The organism is Lactobacillus sp. ESL0680 (assembly GCF_029392855.1).
In the GTDB taxonomy this organism is placed as follows: domain Bacteria; phylum Bacillota; class Bacilli; order Lactobacillales; family Lactobacillaceae; genus Lactobacillus.
Genome location: NZ_CP113945.1, coordinates 628,395 through 642,558, shown reverse-complemented (window position 1 = coordinate 642,558; position 14,164 = coordinate 628,395). Strand labels below are relative to the sequence as shown.

Annotated in this window: 21 protein-coding genes and 1 pseudogene; 6 read left to right on the top strand and 16 right to left on the bottom strand. The window is 34.8% G+C overall.

Going from position 1 to position 14,164, the window contains the following annotated elements:
- Positions 1 to 107: 107 nt before the first annotated feature.
- The 15 genes and pseudogenes from OZX58_RS03190 to OZX58_RS03120 all read right to left on the bottom strand — a co-directional run bounded on the left by OZX58_RS03190 (position 108) and on the right by OZX58_RS03120 (position 8,417).
- A complete protein-coding gene (locus tag OZX58_RS03190; RefSeq protein WP_277141440.1) occupies positions 108 to 2,471 on the bottom strand; it encodes a phage/plasmid primase, P4 family in 2,364 nt (787 codons plus the stop codon).
- A 13-nt stretch (positions 2,472 to 2,484) separates the two neighbouring features.
- Positions 2,485 to 2,676, bottom strand: a complete 192-nt coding sequence (locus tag OZX58_RS03185) for a hypothetical protein (RefSeq protein WP_277141439.1) — start codon at positions 2,674 to 2,676, stop codon at positions 2,485 to 2,487.
- An 18-nt stretch (positions 2,677 to 2,694) separates the two neighbouring features.
- The gene (locus tag OZX58_RS03180; RefSeq protein WP_277141438.1) at positions 2,695 to 3,231 is read right to left on the bottom strand and encodes a DUF669 domain-containing protein; all 537 of its coding nucleotides are present in this window, start codon (positions 3,229 to 3,231) and stop codon (positions 2,695 to 2,697) included.
- Entirely contained in the window at positions 3,231 to 3,416 is a 186-nt protein-coding gene (locus OZX58_RS03175; RefSeq protein ID WP_277141437.1) for a hypothetical protein, read from the bottom strand. The genes OZX58_RS03180 and OZX58_RS03175 overlap by 1 nt, the downstream gene beginning before the upstream one ends.
- Positions 3,413 to 4,759 carry a DEAD/DEAH box helicase family protein gene (locus OZX58_RS03170; RefSeq protein WP_277141436.1) on the bottom strand — a complete coding sequence of 449 codons (1,347 nt, stop codon included), beginning with the start codon at positions 4,757 to 4,759 and terminating at the stop codon, positions 3,413 to 3,415. The genes OZX58_RS03175 and OZX58_RS03170 overlap by 4 nt, the downstream gene beginning before the upstream one ends.
- Complete coding sequence (locus OZX58_RS03165) at positions 4,752 to 5,414, bottom strand: AAA family ATPase (protein WP_277141435.1); 663 nt, start codon at positions 5,412 to 5,414, stop codon at positions 4,752 to 4,754. Before OZX58_RS03165 ends, OZX58_RS03170 begins: the two co-directional genes overlap by 8 nt.
- Positions 5,401 to 5,673 (bottom strand): hypothetical protein, encoded by a 273-nt coding sequence (locus OZX58_RS03160; protein ID WP_277141434.1) that lies wholly within the window; start codon positions 5,671 to 5,673, stop codon positions 5,401 to 5,403. The genes OZX58_RS03165 and OZX58_RS03160 overlap by 14 nt, the downstream gene beginning before the upstream one ends.
- Positions 5,666 to 5,896, bottom strand: a complete 231-nt coding sequence (locus OZX58_RS03155; protein ID WP_277141433.1) for a hypothetical protein — start codon at positions 5,894 to 5,896, stop codon at positions 5,666 to 5,668. The genes OZX58_RS03160 and OZX58_RS03155 overlap by 8 nt, the downstream gene beginning before the upstream one ends.
- Position 5,897: 1 nt before the next feature.
- A complete protein-coding gene (locus tag OZX58_RS03150) occupies positions 5,898 to 6,251 on the bottom strand; it encodes a hypothetical protein (RefSeq protein WP_277141432.1) in 354 nt (117 codons plus the stop codon).
- A 134-nt stretch (positions 6,252 to 6,385) separates the two neighbouring features.
- A complete protein-coding gene (locus OZX58_RS03145; RefSeq protein WP_277141431.1) occupies positions 6,386 to 6,613 on the bottom strand; it encodes a hypothetical protein in 228 nt (75 codons plus the stop codon).
- A 16-nt stretch (positions 6,614 to 6,629) separates the two neighbouring features.
- On the bottom strand, positions 6,630 to 6,929 hold the full coding sequence (locus OZX58_RS03140) for a hypothetical protein (protein WP_277141430.1): 300 nt from the start codon (positions 6,927 to 6,929) through the stop codon (positions 6,630 to 6,632).
- 6 nt (positions 6,930 to 6,935) lie between these two features.
- Positions 6,936 to 7,196 carry a hypothetical protein gene (locus OZX58_RS03135; protein WP_277141429.1) on the bottom strand — a complete coding sequence of 87 codons (261 nt, stop codon included), beginning with the start codon at positions 7,194 to 7,196 and terminating at the stop codon, positions 6,936 to 6,938.
- Complete coding sequence (locus OZX58_RS03130) at positions 7,132 to 7,425, bottom strand: hypothetical protein (RefSeq protein WP_277141428.1); 294 nt, start codon at positions 7,423 to 7,425, stop codon at positions 7,132 to 7,134. The genes OZX58_RS03135 and OZX58_RS03130 overlap by 65 nt, the downstream gene beginning before the upstream one ends.
- 17 nt (positions 7,426 to 7,442) lie before the next feature.
- Positions 7,443 to 8,203 (bottom strand): annotated as a pseudogene (locus tag OZX58_RS03125) (antA/AntB antirepressor family protein).
- Position 8,204: 1 nt separating this feature from the next.
- Positions 8,205 to 8,417, bottom strand: a complete 213-nt coding sequence (locus tag OZX58_RS03120) for a transcriptional regulator (RefSeq protein WP_277141427.1) — start codon at positions 8,415 to 8,417, stop codon at positions 8,205 to 8,207.
- A 79-nt stretch (positions 8,418 to 8,496) separates the two neighbouring features.
- Here OZX58_RS03120 and OZX58_RS03115 point away from each other — a divergent pair, with 79 nt between their 5' ends.
- The 4 genes from OZX58_RS03115 to OZX58_RS03100 all read left to right on the top strand — a co-directional run bounded on the left by OZX58_RS03115 (position 8,497) and on the right by OZX58_RS03100 (position 10,919).
- The gene (locus tag OZX58_RS03115; RefSeq protein ID WP_277141426.1) at positions 8,497 to 8,784 is read left to right on the top strand and encodes a hypothetical protein; all 288 of its coding nucleotides are present in this window, start codon (positions 8,497 to 8,499) and stop codon (positions 8,782 to 8,784) included.
- Positions 8,785 to 9,162: 378 nt separating this feature from the next.
- Positions 9,163 to 9,504, top strand: coding sequence for a helix-turn-helix transcriptional regulator (locus tag OZX58_RS03110; RefSeq protein ID WP_277141425.1), 342 nt, complete (start codon positions 9,163 to 9,165; stop codon positions 9,502 to 9,504).
- Positions 9,505 to 9,509: 5 nt separating this feature from the next.
- Complete coding sequence (locus OZX58_RS03105) at positions 9,510 to 10,373, top strand: type II toxin-antitoxin system PemK/MazF family toxin (protein WP_277141424.1); 864 nt, start codon at positions 9,510 to 9,512, stop codon at positions 10,371 to 10,373.
- Between the two features lie 138 nt (positions 10,374 to 10,511).
- Positions 10,512 to 10,919 carry a M48 family metalloprotease gene (locus OZX58_RS03100; RefSeq protein WP_277141423.1) on the top strand — a complete coding sequence of 136 codons (408 nt, stop codon included), beginning with the start codon at positions 10,512 to 10,514 and terminating at the stop codon, positions 10,917 to 10,919.
- A gap of 77 nt (positions 10,920 to 10,996) precedes the next feature.
- Here OZX58_RS03100 and OZX58_RS03095 read toward each other — a convergent pair whose 3' ends face one another.
- Complete coding sequence (locus OZX58_RS03095) at positions 10,997 to 11,767, bottom strand: FxLYD domain-containing protein (RefSeq protein ID WP_277141422.1); 771 nt, start codon at positions 11,765 to 11,767, stop codon at positions 10,997 to 10,999.
- A gap of 239 nt (positions 11,768 to 12,006) precedes the next feature.
- Between OZX58_RS03095 and OZX58_RS03090 the strand changes: the two genes are divergently transcribed.
- Both OZX58_RS03090 and OZX58_RS03085 read left to right on the top strand, forming a co-directional pair.
- Positions 12,007 to 12,204, top strand: a complete 198-nt coding sequence (locus OZX58_RS03090; protein WP_277141729.1) for an LITAF-like zinc ribbon domain-containing protein — start codon at positions 12,007 to 12,009, stop codon at positions 12,202 to 12,204.
- A 405-nt stretch (positions 12,205 to 12,609) separates the two neighbouring features.
- On the top strand, positions 12,610 to 13,944 hold the full coding sequence (locus OZX58_RS03085; RefSeq protein WP_277141421.1) for a hypothetical protein: 1,335 nt from the start codon (positions 12,610 to 12,612) through the stop codon (positions 13,942 to 13,944).
- Positions 13,945 to 14,164 lie beyond the last annotated feature (220 nt).

The following is a 14,164-nucleotide window of genomic DNA, read 5'->3' as shown; positions in this document are numbered from 1 at the left end:
GAATAAAAATCCGTCAATCCGTCATAATATTTCTTGAAACCGCATAGTTAAGGCATTATTTGCATGACGGATTTAATTCCAATCCATCATAATTCTGTCAAAATCCATCATTTCGGATATAAAGTTCCTTGCATTTCTTTTTCATTCCAAGAAAATCTTGAATCACCTTTTAGATGAACACCAAAATACTCTGCTCCGTTCATCGTATGTTTTTTAGTAAATCTATTACTCATTTCCCGACCAAATTTATTGTTCGACATCCTTGAGTAATTATTTGTCCCTTTAGCCCACTCAACATAAGCTTCAAATAGCGTTGTTGATTTCTCATGATAATCGTCGCTAGTTTCGCATTGCTCTTCAATAAATGCTGCTAAGACATCCATCTCACTGCGATACTCCGCTGAAGCGTCAATCACAGCTTGGGGCTGTTTCAAGCCTTCAACTAAATAGAGAATTGCGCCTTCAACCATCCAGTTTAAAATCCCGCGGCTCTCTGCTCTCAGCTTGCTTTCAAGGTTCGGGTCAACCTGATTTTTCGGTACCGTGTAATCAAACGGTATTAACGCTAACCTGCGCCAGATACCCATATCAGTGCCACGGATGATTGGCTTATGGTTCGTGGCCATCCAAATTGTAAACTTGGGTTTGAATTCGAACACATCACCAAAGTTAAATCTTGCTGTTATCGTATCGCCACCAGTCATTTGCTTAACCAAACCTTCATTTAGCCGATTGCCTTCGTTAGCTTCAGATGTAATAACCATTCTGGCCGTCTGTAATCTTGCTAACTCTGGCGTTGGTCCTGAATTAACTTGCTTACTCATAATCGCTGATACGTCCATTGTCTTAACATAACTGCCTAAGATATATTGGATTGTATTCAGAAACACTGATTTACCATTACGACCATTACCAAATAGAATAAACATAATCTGCTCTCTGGTAGTTCCGATTAGGGAATAACCGAGAGCTTTTTGTACGAAATACATCAAAGCTTTGTCACCTTGGAATATTTGGTCTAAAAAATCAAGCCATTCAGGACAGTCAATGTTATCCGTAAATTCAACACTGGTAATATGACTAAACATTAATTCTGGCTGATGGTCGTGCAATTGACCGTCCCGTAAATTTACATAACCACTGGGAGTATTTAGATAATAATCATCATGGTCCCAGTCTTCATGAGTGACAGTTAAACGGTGCTTAAGCATAGTCGTTAAATCACTATGACCTTTGCTTAACCGTTCATGATGTTTGAACTTTTGCCACTCACGCAAGATTGATTTTTGAACCTTATCATCAGTACCAGCAAGAATTTGCGGTCGTTCCTTTTTTAGTGAATCGACCACCACATCAATTGCTTTGCCTAACATACCTGAACCGTCTGGCCGCCAAACATTGTTGTCGTAATAGAACCATTTTTTATCGCCAGTTAAGTAGCGAAAACGGTCGTGACCATACATATCGATAAAACGGTCAGCCATACCCATATCATCAAAACTGCGCTGTTCTTTAGGCTTGGTTGATTTTTTATTCCAAGCAAAACGTGAATCGTTGCTATCAACGGTTTCTGAACTACCGTAAACATTTGTGCAATCGTCAATCGCCTTTTGCAGCGTAATCGCACCATAGGTACTAGCACCAGTCTTGCGGTCCCACTTATCACGAATTAGTGAACTGTTTCGGAAAATGGTATCCATTTTCTTGAAATCTCTACCAGTCCAGAAGGCTAAATCATTGGCAAATGCCATGTCAGCTTCGGAATGTGACAGATAGAATTTATCCCAGCCGCCATTCATGAATAACTTGAACCGTTCGCCAGAACGGCTATTTGATTCAGCCTTAGAAATAATCTCACTGACTGATAAATCAACACTGCCAGTCGCTTGCGTAAGCTGTGGACTTACTTTGTCGGGACCAAAGATTGCTTCGTAAAGTACCTGCATATCTTTATCAGATAGGGTCTGAATAACTGGATTGGGCTTGCCAATCGTATTACCAGTTAAGGCGAAGAACCTGCCTGATTGGTACATTTCGAAATGGCCCTTGCGCCGATGCCTGCCTGGGATTTTGCCTTTAAAAATCGCATGAATGCCCTTACCAGACTGGCTCACTTCCATGTAAGTATCGTGAGTTAGTTTCTGAAACTTAACAATCAGATTATTTTCATCACGGTTGCCTTGCTCCCAGGTTTCTAAATCGTCCTCGATATCGTCAATGTCTAGCCCCACATAACCACCAGTAAAGTAAAAGGCTAAACCTTTGGCTCTGGGAATATTTGATAACGATTGATAAGCCGTAGCGAAGTCTGACCAGGTAGCTGGATCATTTGATTTGCCGTTAGTGCCGTCAAAAGGATTAATCGGTATCTTAGTATTTTTATGTCTTGCGGGCACGAATTTTAGTTCGAAATCGCCCCACTGTTTTAAGTCCCGAAGTTCTTTCGGGATATTTGCGTAATTAAACTGCATGATAGATTACCTGTTAATTGTGTAAATTTTCCATTTTTCCAATAGTATCAATTGCTATCCATTCATAGTTGGTACCATTATGCGTAACTTTTATAAATCCTGTTTTACTGCGTTCAATTTCTTTTAAAATAGAATCAACAGAACCTTGAACAGTTAATCGACCTTGATATTCTGTTTTAAGATATATATTCGTAAATGCTGCCATAACTGTCCGCTCCTTTCGTTAAAACGGTAAATTATTGTCGTCAATATCAACTGTGTCACCTGAACCTGCAAACGGGTCTTGAGGTGCGCCTTTTAACGGGAACTTAGTCGGCTGCCAGCTATTGGTGAACGTACTATTCTGCTTGCTCTTTGTACCTTGGTACTCATGGTCGCCAAGATTGATATAAATCCGAATAGTTTTACCAACCAGCATTTTCATAAAGTCATCTTCCGACTTAATTTCAGTACCGTCTGGAATGCCGTAAGCCTTAGCAATATTCTGTAAGTCGCTTTGCTTAAATTGACCTGAATCGTCACCATTTTCATCTTTAGCAGTCCAAACATTAGCCCAATAATGACGTCCATGCCCCTTCGCATTGGTATCAGGCAGTGCTTTATCAAGGTCCTTTCTAACAATAAAATTGAACCTCATGCACTGATGCCCGCCTTTTGACGCGTCCATCTTCACCTCATACGTCATCATTTCATATACCCCTTTAGGGAATAAGTTATTAGTATCTTCTGCTTTCTTATGATCTACGTTTAAAAATGACATTAGTTGTGTTCCTCCATGATAAAAATTGATGTTACATCGTCGGTATTAATTGGCTTTGCACCATATTTGGCCCGCAAATTAAGTTCATAATCGGAATATGACATAACATTTATTTCTTTTAAATAGCCCCGTTTGGTTAATTCGGTTAATAGTTCTTTTGAGTTAAATTGTTTCAAATCCATCATTTTAATAATCCTTTTAATTTAGCCATGTGATATACCCAACCAGGCTTATATCCTTTAGCTTTTTGGTAGCCTTTCAATTCTTCCATCGTATTAAGCTCGCTGACTTTCTTAGTCAGAATGTAATTAACCTTGAAGGCTTCCTCTCGTTTAATCCGCTGCAGCTTTTCTTGTTTTTCGATTTCAATTTTTCTAGCACGTTCGATTTCTTCAGAAAAATCATAATCGCAGTACGGACAGCTAACTGAACCAGCTTTAATTACTGCATAGCACTGCGGACATTCCTTAATCATGACTGTATTTTCTTGCGTCTGCCGTTTGCTATGCCCTTGCAAACTCCACTCTCGGTCATCATCGGGTAAACCAAACTCAGCGAAATTACTAACTTGGTCAATAATCACAGCCTTCTTTCCTGGCTGATACCGCATCGCTCGCATTGATTGCTGCAGATACAGCACCAATGACTTTGTCGGTCTGAGCATCACTACACAACTACAATCTGGAACGTCAAAACCTTCACTGACTAAATCGACGTTACATAGCACCTTGATTTTTCCAGTTTTAAAATCAGCCATGATCTGCTCTCTCTGAGCTGTGGGTGTCTTAGAATCAACGTGAATTGCACTTATTCCAGCTTTGTTGAATTCTTTAGCCACCTGTTTTGAAAAATTAATGCTAAAACTGTAAACAATCGTTTTTCTATCCTGGGCAAATTTTTGCCAGGATTTAATAATATCGCCATGAATGACTGACTTCTCAAATTCCTCAACCGATTTACTAGTATAGTCGCCAGTTGAGCCGATTTTTAATTTATCCAGATTACCTAGTGACTTGCCATACATGACATACGGTGCTAGGTGCTGATGCTTAATCAACCAGTCAACTGAAGGCCCTTCAACCATATCCGAATAAATATCATTGAAGCCTTGTCCAGATAATCGCCACGGTGTTGCCGTGAAGCCCAATCTTGGTACCTTAGAGAAGTAATCAAAGATTGCTTGATAACTCTTAGCTCGACTATGATGTCCCTCGTCAACGATAATCAGCGTCGGTCTCGGCAGTATTTTTAAACGGTTCTTTACTCGCATTACCGTATCAATTGTGCAGTGCGATAAGTCCACACTCTGCCTGATGAAAGTTTGCTTAATCTGCTGGACTAACTCTTTTCGGTGAACAAAGAATAAAATCCTTCCGCCTTTTTTAGCGGTTAATCTAGCGATTTCGGCAATCACGATAGATTTACCAGAACCAGGCGGCGAAACAATCAGCACGCTTTGATTGCCCTTTGCCAGCGAGTTACGAGCCTGATTAACTAAATTCTGTTGATAATCAAATAGCTTAAGCATTGAAGAACTCTTCTGCCCTACAACCGGGTCGATTATCCAAGCGGTTCTTGGCATAGGTGCCTGGGTCTGACTGCATAATCAAACCTCGCTCACCTGTTTTCGGTTTCTGCGTCATTCGGGCAACCACGTCACAGTTACCCATTAAGAAATCTCTCGGATCAGGTCTGAAATCAGGCGCGTATTGCTCAAATTCTTGCCCATTAGTATCGGTTACCTTGTCACGCTTTTCCCAAGCAGTAACTAGGATATTTAAGTCCCAAGTAAATACCTTAGAAATAAATCTGATAGTGTAGTTATTAATTTCGCCGTAGTCCGACATTTTATTGTCTAGCCCATTCTTGGTTTCTCTAGCTTTTTCGGCAAACCATAATTTTTGAAAATTGCTCATATTATCAATAATCAGGTTGTCATATTTGCTTGGATCGAACTCGCTAACAAAATCTTGCAAGTCCTCAATCGGTTTGTCTGGGTCAATGACCCAAATATCCTTTTTGCCTTGCCAGAATTTGATCCGATAAAATGACTGATCCAGTGACAACATGTAAGTTTTGCCCTTCATGAAACTACTAAGTGTCGTTTTACCAACTCCTGGTATGCCATACACCAGATACCGATACTTCTTCGTCTTCTGCTTGTTCCAATTAATCGCCGGCATTATCTGGCACCTCCTGTCCCATTGCCAACTGAGTAATGCTTTTAATTGCCTGCTCAAACATTGCTTTCACAACATTCTGCCTGAATGCTTCACTTGGTGACGCCATAAAGTTACCGTCAAGACTAGGCTTCTGTTTTTCCAGCCATCTCTTAGCCGAAGCGTAGGTTCTATTTTCTTTTAAAGCAGCAGCCACTAACTCATCTGGCCAAACGCTGATTGCTGTTTCAGTCGTGTCTAGCCAATCTTTAAAATCATTCATTGTCGGTGTCCTCCACAGGAATTGCCATATCCCAAATCTTTCGCTTTATTTCAGTTTCACTGAAAAAATAATTAACAGTATAAAAATCATCATAAGTAAGCTTGCCTTGAAATAATTTTGTTTTTGTAAATGGTGTTGCTTCATCAGAGTCAAAATAAATTTCATTTTCAATAAAATTAATTGACTTACCATCAGACGCCCTTAAAATTCGCTTTTCTTTCATTTTATAAATCTCCCATATACGTCAAACTTGAATCTGATATTTCTTCTGCTTTATCCTGATACCATTCATCGTTGTCATCTTCGCAAAGCAGGTCTGATAGCATTTCCTTAGGGTCATTTTCATAACCTGCTTGAGCCATGAATTCCTTGATCGTATTGGTATTCATAGCCGTATAAAGCTGTGCAATTACAAATTCTTGAAAGGTTTCGTAATCACATTCTTCCCCAATCTTGCATTGCCTGCCTGACCAGTCTTCTGCAATCCAGCAATCCTCACCGCGACTATCTTCGAAGACCTCATCTTCCATTACTAAGCGAGCAGCTAATCGCTGCCCTAGTGCGTCTTTTACTTCCATGTGTTATAATTCTCCTGAATAGTGTCTGCAATCACTGGTACTGAATGCAGATTTATATCCGTCAAAGCAGTTACTAGCGATTACCAGATTCTCGTAGTACTGCTTTTTTGCTAGCCTTTCTTTTAGTTTCTTCATCATTTTTCGTCACGCTTTAAAAAGTAAACCGCACTGATAAATAAACCGATTGCCACAACTAATAAAATTGCACCCACATCTTCTAAGAAACGTGTAAAATTTGTCAGCCAAAGTCTATTTGCGTCATAGAAAGCAAACTCAACAATGCTCATTACTAGCAATGCAAACAATGCTTTAACTGCAGCCTCTTTATCCTGTTTAATTTTAGGATTTTGATTAAACTTCATAATTGATACCTCTTTTCTAATTGGCATTCCAGTCAATTTCCTTTCTATGTTCTTCCATCCATTTCGCCGCTGGCTTTTCAAAAATGGTAAATCCACGTCCTACTCCCGGATGAATGTCTTGGCACCAATCAGGCTCGAATTTGTACAAAATATTAGCTTTAACCCAATCCTTACCATGCGGCTTACAGTATTTCTTGGCAAATTCATCAATACCAATTGTTTTACCCATCAGATCATCTTCAGGAACCAGATGTAATTCTTTGGCAAATTCGATAAATTCTGCCTTGCGTTCTTCTTTAGTTACTGGGATTTGCATGTTAGTTCACTTCCTGTCTAAATTTTTAATAATAAAGATTGCTAATTTATCAACTTGCTTTTTAGGAATTTTACAAATCGAGTCTTCAGTTTGCGGAACTGCTATTCCAAAAACTACAGTTAAAATTCTAAAGTTTTCTTGTTGCCAGCTTGTTTCATATATTCTGGCTAACTCTTGAACAGCCTTTTGATAATCACTAAAACTATTTGTTCCTATTGCATTGAGTGCAAGAATAATTTGTTTGATTATTTTTTTGCGTGCTTTCATCTTTTTTTACTTCCAATTTATTTTCACAGCGTGTCATCCATTCTTCTTCATCAGCTAAATTTAGTGCTATCTTTGCAACTTCACGCCATGTATGTGATACGGGATACCACGTTCCATCTATCGTTCTGTTGTCTTGATTTTCAGCAGAATCGATTAATTTTCGCAAATAATCAATTTCATTCATCATTTCATCATCACGTTTAGCAAATTCTTCTTTTGTATAGTTCATTTTTAAATTCCTCCTAATTAATATTCTTTTTCCCAAACTTTATATTTAATTGCGAAGTCTTTAACTACTGCCATATAAATTTGTAGTAATCGTTTGTCTTCACCAATCACATCTAATTTGTTGGTTCGATTAATTGCTGATTTACTTGCCCCATTTAATGCCATAGTTTTGCGTTTATTGGTAAGTCTTGTCTTTAAACTTGAACCGGCTCGTTCATCAGTTTCTTTATAAATATCTGATTGAATTTGTTGATAAGCTCCAAATCCACCTTCTGTTTTAGCCATTTTATGAATGAGGCTTTGTGCTGTTTTACGCCAATCAGTCGTATTCAAGCTAACAATTTCGGTAATGTTGTCTAGCTTATGGTCAACCTTTTTGATTGCTAATTGTTGTTCGGCAGCACTATCAAAAATCTTTTTAAACATTTGCAAATTTGGACTTAGCTCTTGTACATTAATCTGATCTTGCTTGTATTTCTTTTCGACTTGGACAAAATACTGACGTGCTTGCTTACCCTTATCATTACGTTGGATCATTGAAATTTCTTTAGCCATGTCCAAAGTCATAATGTGATCTGTATACGTTGTTTCGTTACCTTGAGCTGTTACTTTTTTTGAGTAACAGCTATAAAGTCAGTATTTTCGGCAAAACCATATCCACACATGCGTTTAAACCAATCGTTATATCTTGCTTCTATTCCTAAGAACTTGTGCAATTCTCGACCGCTTACGGCAATCTTTCCATTTTCATCAACTGTTGTTTTAATTAGTTCTTGCATTCTAATTCTCCATTCCTAGAACCTTATAAATTTTCTTCCTCGTTTTAACATCACGTGGTGTTGTTCCGCCATGAATAGCTTGACTAACTATTGATCGATTTTTGTTGATCAACTCAGCCAAACTAGAAACGGTAAAGCCTTTGTTAATCATTGCAGTCTTGATATCACGTTCAATCTGAAATTTCGCATTAGCTAGTACTTGTTCAGTTGGCATATTTTTCACTTCCTTTCTAATTTATGAAACCGCCTCCTAAATATATGAGATAATCATGTTAGAAAGGAGGCGATTAATTATGGATAAGCCTTATATAATTACTTATGATTTGAATAATCCGGGACAGAAATATTCTGACGTCAAGAAATTGATTGAAGGATTTTCAAAAGCTTATATAAAATTACAAGAATCTGTATGGTTAATACGTTCTGAATACACACCAGATGAAATGACTGATAATCTTCACCAAGTTTTTGATGGAAATGATGAGCTTTTTATTTGTGAACTAGTTAATAATTATTCAGGACTAGCTTCCAAAGAAAATTGGAAGTTTATTCGTGAGAATATTTTCAATACGGATTCTTAATATTTTTATTTTTAGGCTTGGATAGTATACTTATATGCTCCTCATCTTCAATGTGGAGCATATTTTTTATTTCATCAGGCGTACCTTTAAACGTTACTTCCATTAATCCCATCTCCTTCCTTTCAATAATTCTGATAATAATTATGTCAATAAATCACTAAAACGTATTGACAATTATTAGCGAAAACACTAATATAAAAACGTAACAAAGAAAGCAACTAAGACGCATCCCCATGCAATTCTTAACACTTTTTTGTTTACTTAAAAACGTTAGTAATTTCGTTGACAAATATATTAAAACGCGTTTTCGCTAAATAGTCAACATGTTTTTAGTGATTGCGCTAAATATTTTTTGTCAAGGATTGGAGAAACCTTGATATGAATACATTCGAGCGAATAAAAAAATTAACTAAACAGCAACATTTAACTTTAGCGAAAGTGAACGAACAAGCTGGAATAGGCACAAACTCAATTTATCGTTGGAAAACGCAAACGCCAACTAGCGATAACCTGCAAAAGGTGGCTAAAGTTCTTCATACATCTACAGATTACCTGCTAGGTAATACTGATGACCCCTCGCCTGTTTCGAAGAACCATCATGCTGTAGACATCGAAAACGATGAATTGCTGTCTTACCGTGGTCGTCCTATACCAGATGATTATCTAGACATCATAAAGCATTTAATGGATTCTGATATTCAACATGGTAGAAAGAGATAGATAAAATGATAGATAAAGAAAAAAAGATTCAGCATTTTTTAAAACTGTATTACAGTGATATTGATAATTTTAAAATTAAACATCTACCATCATGGGTTTCTTTCTATGCTTATCAACTTCAAAATGAAGTAAATAAAACTACACCCAGGTATTATAGAAAGTACATTCCTGGAGAAATAGTTTTAGTTAACTTTGGTACCTCTATTGGTCAAGAACTTTGTGGTCCACATTTTGCTGTAGTTTTAAATAAAAAAGATGATAAATATAAAACTGTTTTAACAGTTGTACCTTTGTCTTCTAAACTGCACAGTTCTTATGTAAGTCTTGGTAAGGAACTTACAAATAGAATGCAAGAAGCTGTATTTGCTTCTAGAAAATCTACCTCTAACGAATTAAAATCAGTTTCAAAAGAATTAAGTGAATTGCCAAATATTTTAAAAGGCGGCCCAAAAGCAACAAAGGAAGAAATAAATATTATTACTCAATCTACTGCTTTGCAAAAAATGAGTAAAAAATACAAGCAGACTAATGCTGTTGATGAAAAAGACTGGATTTTTTTAAAAGGACTGCTAGCAAAATATGCAAATAGTGATCATTATCCTACATTAAGTAAAGTATCTGATCTCTTTGAAGCCACTGATAAACTTAATGAAAAATTAATCAAGTTAAATTTATCCACAAATAAAATAAAAAAATTTAGTAACGAAGTAAAAAAGCATAATAAAAATACTTTTGCTGCAGTAAATAACATTAAAACAATAAGTAAATTAAGATTAATTGATTTTTATGACAGAAGTGTCGTTAATAGAATTCTTATTTCAGATAATGCTCTTCATAAAATAAAGATTAGTCTAAATAATCTAATTTGATTTCACCTATCACATGTGATATTCTTTATGCATAGGCACGAATGAGTGTCGATCACGTAGTGATCTTATATTTAGATGAGCTTATGCTCGAGAGAAGAAATCAATTTCTTCTCTCTTTTTTGTTTTTAAGGATTTTTAATGAACGACTTAATACAATATTTATTCGATTTCGCTTTTAGTCAGGATATTGGTTACTTACTAGTTCCAGCTGATGAGGATTACAGTTCTTTTGCTAATAAAACTAAAAAGCTTATCATTATCAACACTAATTGGAAAAATAAAGCTGAGTTACCTTTCATTATTGGTCATGAAATCGGTCATTTAATTGATGGCGATCAGGGGATTTCACGTTATTGCGGCACCGCTCTTACATCTAAGGAACGTCACGCCGACCTTTATTCACTTAATTTAATCTTTGATTATGCCACTAAGCAGTACGATTGCTATGAAGAACCCAGCCAATTTATGCAAGCTTATGGTATTCCAAACAGAATGTATAATGATGTAGTGAATTTATTTAGGAATAACGATGATCTTTTATTTTGATTTTAAAGTAAGCGGTATTATTAATAATTAATTTTCATACAAAAAATGCAGATCGTGATGATCTGCATTAGAATTTATTATTCTATAAAGTCTTTAACAATTTTATATCTACTAAAATCTTTATCGGTTTCAAATTCTAATTGATTAGTTTGTTTCTTACTCCAGTTTTCAACACTAACTGGTTGAGTATCAACTACAACTCCTTTATTGTTTAACAATTTAACATTAATTAAAAAAGTCTTGAAACTATAATCAGTGGTATTCTTTACATTTGCATCATAAGTTTTGAAGCCATCTTCGTTTTTAGACAATTTAAACTTAATATGCTTAATTAATGTGGAAATTTGCTGTTCTCTTTTACTTTTATTTTCAACACTGGATCCATTCCGTGTGATTTCAGTCCAATAACTATCATATTTAGAATCAAAAGATAATTTATGAATTTTATTGATTTTAATTAAAACATCTGTACGCTTATTGTAACTATTACTCCATTTTACAGGAAAGCTTGAATCACTATAACTACTAATTGCAGCTTTTTGCTGATGTAAAGCATTTATATACTCCAAAGCTTCTTCATGCAAATTATCATTTTTAAACTTCTTGTTTTTATAGTCTTCGACTGAATTCAGCTCTTCATTAACCATTTTAGTATATTCAGATCGTTTTATATTGGAAGTATCTTTGATTGTATCTGTATAATTCCATCTATTTTGTAAGCCTTGTTCTAATGCAGAAATAAAATCTGAATCATAATATTTAACAGCTTTTTTCTTGCCACTGCAGCCTGCAACAGCAAGTATCATTGGTATAAGCAGCATAATAGCAAAGTACTTGATTTTTTTCATTTCTATCTCCTTAATATAAATATTGCGCTTTCATTAATAATTGTATTAAATTAAGAACAAAAATAAAAGACTAATTTGTCCATAATGCCAGCGACAATAAACCTATGGCAAGATATTTCATAAGGAGCAATACTATGGGACTGATAAAACCAAGTAAAGATGGAAAACCTAGTTTTTTAGAAAATTTAGCAACGGCAAGTGAAGCTATAGATTAACTTAATTCAGTATTTCAGAAAAAAATTCGTTGTCCTAAATGTAGATCTACAAATGTATCAGTTTTAGGTCAACATAAAAAAAGCTTTTCTGTTGGTAAAGCAGCAGCCGGTACTGCTCTTACTGGAGGAATTGGTGTATTAGCTGGCTTTGCTGGTAAAAAAACTAAAAAGGTAGACATGATTTGTATGGATTGTGGTCACCAGTTTCGATATAAAAAATAAAAAATCGAGCAATAGATAAACTATTATTCGACCTCTCACCCCATACGTATGGGGAATACTATATTTTCCGCATCATTTGTTTTAATTACAACAGGATCACCCTCACGTACATGAGGAATACAGTAATAATATTATACCCCCTTTACCCAGGAAGAATTTGAGGTTAAGAAGAAGCAATTATTAAATCTGTAAACAAAAAATCGATTAATAGCCTGTCTGGAAAACTTAACTATTAATCGACTGGGAAGTAATGTTAATAAATTATAATTTTTAAAAACAAGTATATTTTATCAATATAAATAGCCGTGATTTACATGGAAGAGAAAAATCCCTTATGTATCAGGGGATTAGAAGATTTTGTGATTTACATGGAAGAGAAAACATAAATATTTTCAAAGGATAAAAATGGAAAAAATTAATTATGAGTATGACATATTAGATATACCTAGTGATACTAAGTATTGGTTTGTTAGAGCTAATAGTAGAGCTGAGTATTATGATGATTTTAAATTAAACAATTATATTGCAGTTGATGCAAATTCAATATTGCTAAGTACTTTATTAGATATTCCACAAACATTACGTAGTTCGAATGATGCTTTAAGAGAGCGATACAAACAGCTTTTTCAAGAAAATGCTTTAGAACGATTTAACAAACGCATTCAATCTGAAAAAATGTCAGATAAAACTCGAAAAAAAGAGCAAGCTTCCGAATTAAAACGGAGTGCATACAGATCTGGTATAGTTTACCACTTTGTAGAAGACATGAATATTGGAGATTTTATAGTTATTCCCTATAATCGAGCTAAAAAATTTTTAATAGGTACTATAGTATCTAATTGTTTTGAAAACGAAATAGATCATATTGAAGATTTAGATGAAAATGGTGAATCAAACTATGCTATATCACCTTTTAAATTAAAACGCAGAGTTTTATGGATAAAAGAATTACCTAAAAATAAATTTCCTGATAAATTATCATGGATAGAAAGTGCTCATCAAAGTATTTTCAACATTACTAAGTACGGAAATGAATTAAATCCATATATAGCACCTATATATCGCTATAAAGAAAAAACTTATGCAAGAATTGGAGTAAACACAAAAGATAAGATTAGTTCAAGTTCATGGCTAGAATATCAATTAACCCTTAAAGAAATTTTGGGAGACGATTTAGATAAAGTCTTTCAAAAACAATATGTTCAATCACCAGGACAAATAATATTATTCGTTGAACAACATTGGTGGTTAATTCCCATAATTTGGAGTTGCTTGTTTGGTGATGTTAAGTATTCTAACATGGGATTTGAAGGAAGATTCCAAGGAGTATTTAAATATTTTTCTAAAGACGGAAAACGAGAAAGAAAGCTTGATCTTGAAGAAAAACAGGCAAGAATCAACAATATGAATGCTGATTCGGTAAACAAGCTTAATTCAAACAGTGAAGAATCCATTAAGCTTAAAGATAAAATTATTAAGTCAATTAGTAATTCAATGGATAAAGATGAAAAAACTAAAAAAATAAATAAGAGATTTACAAATAAGGTCGAAAAGAAAAATATCAACATTTCTGAAGATGCTCAGAATGTTGATAAAAACAAATTACAAAAAGATTTTAAACTTTCAAATGAAAATCCGGGAGTTTCAATTCAATTTGAAAGCCAAAAGGATAATTTGATCCCTTCAGAGGATGTATCCGAAAAAGAAGTAAAGAAAGAAGAAAAAGGATCAGAAAAATAACATTAGTTTTAGCATTAAAAATCAGTTCGAATAATGCAGAAACTAATTTAACGAAAGAGGCTAATACTATATAACCCCAAACTTTTTGAAAAGTTTTCATATTTTTCTCCTTTCTAATTAATTCTAAGAGAATTATTGATGAAAAAATATTAGTTGTCAATAATAATTGTCCAATTTAAAAATCCCTAAAGAATTCCATCGCCAAACTTTATTCTTTAAG

Excerpts from the sequence above, each read along its gene's own strand:
- OZX58_RS03120 (WP_277141427.1), bottom strand. The coding sequence starts at position 8,417 with ATGCCAACTGAACAAGTACTAGCTAATGCGAAATTTCAGATTGAACGT.
- OZX58_RS03140 (WP_277141430.1), bottom strand. The coding sequence starts at position 6,929 with ATGCAAATCCCAGTAACTAAAGAAGAACGCAAGGCAGAATTTATCGAA.
- OZX58_RS03085 (WP_277141421.1), top strand. The coding sequence starts at position 12,610 with ATGGAAAAAATTAATTATGAGTATGACATATTAGATATACCTAGTGAT.
- OZX58_RS03115 (WP_277141426.1), top strand. The coding sequence starts at position 8,497 with ATGGATAAGCCTTATATAATTACTTATGATTTGAATAATCCGGGACAG.
- OZX58_RS03130 (WP_277141428.1), bottom strand. The coding sequence starts at position 7,425 with ATGAACTATACAAAAGAAGAATTTGCTAAACGTGATGATGAAATGATG.
- OZX58_RS03100 (WP_277141423.1), top strand. The coding sequence starts at position 10,512 with ATGAACGACTTAATACAATATTTATTCGATTTCGCTTTTAGTCAGGAT.
- OZX58_RS03150 (WP_277141432.1), bottom strand. The coding sequence starts at position 6,251 with ATGGAAGTAAAAGACGCACTAGGGCAGCGATTAGCTGCTCGCTTAGTA.
- OZX58_RS03180 (WP_277141438.1), bottom strand. The coding sequence starts at position 3,231 with ATGTCATTTTTAAACGTAGATCATAAGAAAGCAGAAGATACTAATAAC.
- OZX58_RS03170 (WP_277141436.1), bottom strand. The coding sequence starts at position 4,759 with ATGCTTAAGCTATTTGATTATCAACAGAATTTAGTTAATCAGGCTCGT.
- OZX58_RS03135 (WP_277141429.1), bottom strand. The coding sequence starts at position 7,196 with ATGAAAGCACGCAAAAAAATAATCAAACAAATTATTCTTGCACTCAAT.
- OZX58_RS03095 (WP_277141422.1), bottom strand. The coding sequence starts at position 11,767 with ATGAAAAAAATCAAGTACTTTGCTATTATGCTGCTTATACCAATGATA.
- OZX58_RS03110 (WP_277141425.1), top strand. The coding sequence starts at position 9,163 with ATGAATACATTCGAGCGAATAAAAAAATTAACTAAACAGCAACATTTA.
- OZX58_RS03175 (WP_277141437.1), bottom strand. The coding sequence starts at position 3,416 with ATGATGGATTTGAAACAATTTAACTCAAAAGAACTATTAACCGAATTA.
- OZX58_RS03145 (WP_277141431.1), bottom strand. The coding sequence starts at position 6,613 with ATGAAGTTTAATCAAAATCCTAAAATTAAACAGGATAAAGAGGCTGCA.
- OZX58_RS03190 (WP_277141440.1), bottom strand. The coding sequence starts at position 2,471 with ATGCAGTTTAATTACGCAAATATCCCGAAAGAACTTCGGGACTTAAAA.
- OZX58_RS03165 (WP_277141435.1), bottom strand. The coding sequence starts at position 5,414 with ATGCCGGCGATTAATTGGAACAAGCAGAAGACGAAGAAGTATCGGTAT.
- OZX58_RS03155 (WP_277141433.1), bottom strand. The coding sequence starts at position 5,896 with ATGAAAGAAAAGCGAATTTTAAGGGCGTCTGATGGTAAGTCAATTAAT.
- OZX58_RS03185 (WP_277141439.1), bottom strand. The coding sequence starts at position 2,676 with ATGGCAGCATTTACGAATATATATCTTAAAACAGAATATCAAGGTCGA.
- OZX58_RS03160 (WP_277141434.1), bottom strand. The coding sequence starts at position 5,673 with ATGAATGATTTTAAAGATTGGCTAGACACGACTGAAACAGCAATCAGC.
- OZX58_RS03105 (WP_277141424.1), top strand. The coding sequence starts at position 9,510 with ATGATAGATAAAGAAAAAAAGATTCAGCATTTTTTAAAACTGTATTAC.